At 49.7% G+C, this 4,376-nt stretch carries 3 protein-coding genes; all 3 read right to left on the bottom strand.

Translation table 11 applies throughout. The features are described 5' to 3' along the window. A partial coding sequence (locus tag POG22_RS22155; protein ID WP_498907157.1) for a transposase occupies positions 1 to 308 on the bottom strand: 308 nt, incomplete at its 3' end. A gap of 357 nt (positions 309 to 665) precedes the next feature. Beyond that, on the bottom strand, positions 666 to 1,847 hold the full coding sequence (locus POG22_RS22150; RefSeq protein WP_498907156.1) for an RtcB family protein: 1,182 nt from the start codon (positions 1,845 to 1,847) through the stop codon (positions 666 to 668). 230 nt (positions 1,848 to 2,077) lie between these two features. Continuing rightward, on the bottom strand, positions 2,078 to 3,646 hold the full coding sequence (locus POG22_RS22145; protein ID WP_498907155.1) for a CAP domain-containing protein: 1,569 nt from the start codon (positions 3,644 to 3,646) through the stop codon (positions 2,078 to 2,080). Positions 3,647 to 4,376: the final 730 nt, after the last annotated feature.

Genomic DNA, 4,376 nt, shown 5'->3' with positions numbered 1-4,376 from the left:
CGCTTCCGCCGACCTACGATTTGCTCGGGACTGTGATACTGCTCAAGTCCTTGTCGAATTTCTTCGACGGTTTCTGAAGAAACCTTCTGAAATTTTTTCTTCGTATTTTGCCGCCTTTCTTCAGCTTTCTTTTGAGCGGTGTCAGGTAAATACAAACCTTCTTCTGTGGCATTACGTCGAAGTTCTCGAGAAATTGTTCCTTTATCTCGGCTGAGACGACGAGCGATCTCTCCTCGCGAACAGTTTTCTTGAGTGAAAAGTTTATAGATCTCAACACGCTCAGATGAGGTAAGATGGTGATGGCTCATTAGTTCGATCTTCAATTAGGTATTTATTCATGTAAAGATCGAAGTATAGCCGATGAGCCTTTATTCATAAACCCACCGGTGTTGCATTTCATTTTTGAATTGGCGAATTTTTGAGATGTACTCGATTGTAAAGAACTGACAACACCGACTGCATCGAGTGAAGCGACACCCCGCCTCAGCGTTTCCGAGGGTTGACATCTCGTTGCAGTCACACTGTTAGAACGATCGCGCGTTCGAGAGTTTTTGGAAATCGTCTGAGATCGTGTTTGAAAAGCTATGCTATTGGCGATCCGTCGATCGAGTGTCCTAAGATAATAAAAATTCCCAGCTAGAAGCTGGGAGCGAGAGATGTAAAAATTAGCCCTTCACGCAAACCACTTGTTTGAGCGTCGCCACCACTTCCACTAAATCGGACTGTTGCGACATGACTTCATCAATGGGTTTGTACGCACCGGGGATTTCGTCGAGAACGCCTTTATCTTTACGACATTCGACTCCCCGAGTTTGCTCGAGCAAATCGTCGATCGAAAAGCGTTTTTTGGCTTGATTTCTCGACATCGATCGCCCCGCACCGTGAGAACAGCTACAATAGCTGGCTAGGTTGCCTTTTCCTTTGACGATATAAGATTTCGTTCCCATCGAACCGGGAATAATACCGTAGTCGCCTTGTTGCGCTCTCACTGCACCTTTGCGCGTCACGTATACCGACTCGCCAAAATGAACTTCTCGTTCGGCGTAATTGTGGTGACAGTTCACTTCCAGCAGTGGCTTCATGGAAGTTCCACCGCACAGGTACTTCTCAATAATTCGTTTGAGCCGTGCCATCATCACGTCGCGATTATACCGCGCGTAATGTTGCGCCCACTGCAAATCGTGCCAGTAGGCTTCAAATTCTGGCGTTCCCATAACGAAATAAGCTAAATCGGGATCGGCTAGCTTTTCGCGAGCCAGTTTTGCCAGATCTTTAGCGGTATTGATATGACACTGTGCGAGGCGGTTGCCGATATTTCGCGAACCGGAATGTAGCATCAACCAGACGTTTTCTTCGGCATCGAGACAAACTTCGATGAAGTGATTTCCTCCTCCGAGAGAACCCATCTGTTTCATGGCTTTGTTGCTCAAATCTCGCACGCCTTTATGCAAGCGATCGAACTCGCGCCATCCCTGCCAGTTGTTGACGGATTTTTCGATATCTTTGTTACCGTTAAATCCGACGGGAATCGCCGCTTCAATATCTCGGCGAATTTGTTTGAGCTTGCCTTCGAGTTGTGCGGCGACGAACGGGGTTTTGACGGCTCCCATTCCGCAGCCGATATCGACGCCGACGGCAGCCGGAATAATAGCATCTTTGGTTGCTAAAACCGACCCCACGAGCGCGCCTTTTCCAAGGTGAACGTCCGGCATTAACGCAACGTGTTTGAACACGAACGGTAAGGCGGCGACGTTTTTCGCCATTTGAGTTTCTTGGGAGCTGAGATCGTCTTTTGCCCAAGATAAAATAGGGGTCGGGGTCGAGAGTTTTAGAGGTTGGTAAGGCATGGGTTTTATGTATAACGCGTTCGGAATATCGACCGGAGACGATCGCACGCGATCGCATCGTGTTTGAGCTAACGCTTTGGGCGTTCGTTCGCACTACAAAACTCCCCATCTTCGATCTTAGTCAATGGAGATCGAAGACAGGGAAAAGAATCACTAGGCAACAAGAGGATCGGACTCTGTCGATCTGCGTACTACATTAATACTACAGAAAGAAATTGTCAAGCGATCGCCTATCCCAATAGCAACGCTGCTTCGTCCAACTCGCGCACGGTAAACGACCACGTCGTCGTATCGCCGTTGGCAGTAATCGAAGCCGTGTAAGTTTCTCCCGGTTCGAGGGGATTTTGAGGAATCAGAACGATCGCATCGCGAGAATCGAGGATATCTCGTCCTAACGTCTGTGCCGTGATGTCCGAGTTCGTATAGTTGGTTTCGTCGAAGACGATATGAGGGAGTTCGACGCTGTTTTGACTGAACGACGAAGCGGTGACGTTTGGCGTCACGCTACCCGATCCCAGTTGCACGTAAAGCGGCGTTCCCGTCGGTTCGCTGAACCCAGACCCCGCCAGAGGATCGGGATATTCACCACCGTCGTAAACCGAAAGCGGCAACGTCGAACCGTTCTGCGGCCAGACAACGGGATACGACGCCGAGGTACTAAAGTCGAGACCGCGCAGTACGTCGAGGGTGGCTGCCGACTGAACGCCGCCATCCGCTTCGCTGTAACTGCCAAATCCCACTCGTTCTAACCTCGGGTCGATGATGCCGATGGCGTGGAACGGTGCGTTCATCCACCCGTCAACGGCTGCGACATCGCTGCGACTGGCTGCGGTACTGGTGGTCACGTTCCCCGATTGTCCGGCCGCTTCGCCTTCGACGGTATACCAGGGATTGCTGGGGTCTTCTGTGTGACCTCGCGTGTCGTTCTTCACCAGATAGCGACTGTGTAAGACGCCGCCAGCACTCCAGTCAGGATTTTCGGTGACGTTCGGCAGTCCGGCGAGGTTGCGGAATTGGTTGACCCGACTCAACCAGTCGTCGGTGTTCGCGTCGGAGAGGAAGATAAAGCTGTCGAAGCTGGGTTGTCCGGTTTCGACAACGCCGAGAACTTCGCCAGTTTTGAGCGTAATTCGTCCGTCCGTCCAGGTGAGGAGGTCGGAAATCGAGATATCTTGTGCGGAAAAGGCGATTTTATCCCCTTCGGCGGCGTTGAAGTCCGTCAGTCGGTCGGCTTGGGAAGTGTCGGAGGTAATACCGTCGCGACTGAGGAAGAAGACATCGGCACCCGACCCTCCGGTAAGGGTATCAGTTCCCAAGCTGCCGGAGATCGTGTCGTCACCGCGTTCGCCTGCCACGAGATCGTTGCCGTTGTCGCCGAGGAGAACGTCGTTATCTTGACCGCCGAACATGGAATCATCGTTGTCGCCGCCTCGCATGGCGTCGTCGCCGAGGTTGCCGAAGAGGAAGTCGTCACCACTGCCACCTTCTACGGAGTCGTTATCGCGTCCGGCGGGGATGGTGTCTGCGCCGCCGTGTCCCATGAGGGTGTCGTTTCCGGCGTTCCCGAAGGTGATACGGCTGGTATCGTCGTCGTTGTAGCGATCGCTCCCACCTTTTAAGGCAATGGCGTCGATACCAATAGAATTGAACAGGAGATCTTTTTGGCTGCTGGGAATTTGTCCGTAGGTGATGAGGTCGTCGCCGTCGCTGCCGATGGCGAAGTCGTAGTCTGAGGCGGTGATAATATCTGTAAACGTCATGGTATTTTCCGGTTGTTGGGTTATCGGTTTCGCTGGCACAACAAGGGACTTTCTCTTCCCTCGTTCTGTGGGATACGAATTCCGGACATTGACTTAAGGTGACAATGCCAGATTTGTTAAGGCGATCGCTCTCTTGAGAAATCGCGTTTTTAGGTTTAGCGTTTTACTTCTATTGTAAAAACATCGATTGAAAATCCGAGTGATTTTTATTGAAACTTAAACAACAGTAGGGTGGGAATTGCCCACCTTCTTAAACAACAGTCTTAAACAACAGTCTTAAACAACAGTAGGGTGGGTAATGCCCAGCGTCTTAAACAACAGTAGGGTGGGCATTACCCACCGTCTTAAAATTAGAGTTTTAAACAATAGTAGGGTGGGCAATGCCCACCGTCTTAAAATTAGAGTCAATTTAAATAAATTTTAAGAATAACATCGTTTTTTCTGGTAAATGCCTATATAGCCAGTTCGACTGAATTGTAAAATTCTGCAAGCTGAAAGCACTGTGAAACAGCAATATCAACTGTAGAGGGCGTTCGTAACTCAAATGATTTAGCGATATCGAATTCAAGCGTCGCCTAACTCATCAAAAAATGAATTGGGTGCATCTCAAAAATGTAAATTCATCGGATACAACTCACATTCCGCACTTCAACTTGTAGTACGCCAAGTAGCACGAGAAGGGGATGAAATTAGTCGGGAGTTGGTTAGGGATTAAGACCGAGAAAAAAGAAAAATTCGGGTAAAAATGACATCTTAGAGAAAAATCGGT

Origin of the sequence: Geitlerinema sp. CS-897 (genome assembly GCF_028368005.1) — a bacterium.
Classification (GTDB): domain Bacteria; phylum Cyanobacteriota; class Cyanobacteriia; order Cyanobacteriales; family Geitlerinemataceae; genus Baaleninema; species Baaleninema simplex.
Note: the sequence above shows the minus strand (reverse complement) of the source record. Positions and strands in the feature narration are given on the sequence as shown.

Coding starts and splice junctions, on each gene's coding strand:
- POG22_RS22150 (WP_498907156.1), bottom strand. CDS start 1,847: ATGCCTTACCAACCTCTAAAACTCTCGACCCCGACCCCTATTTTATCT.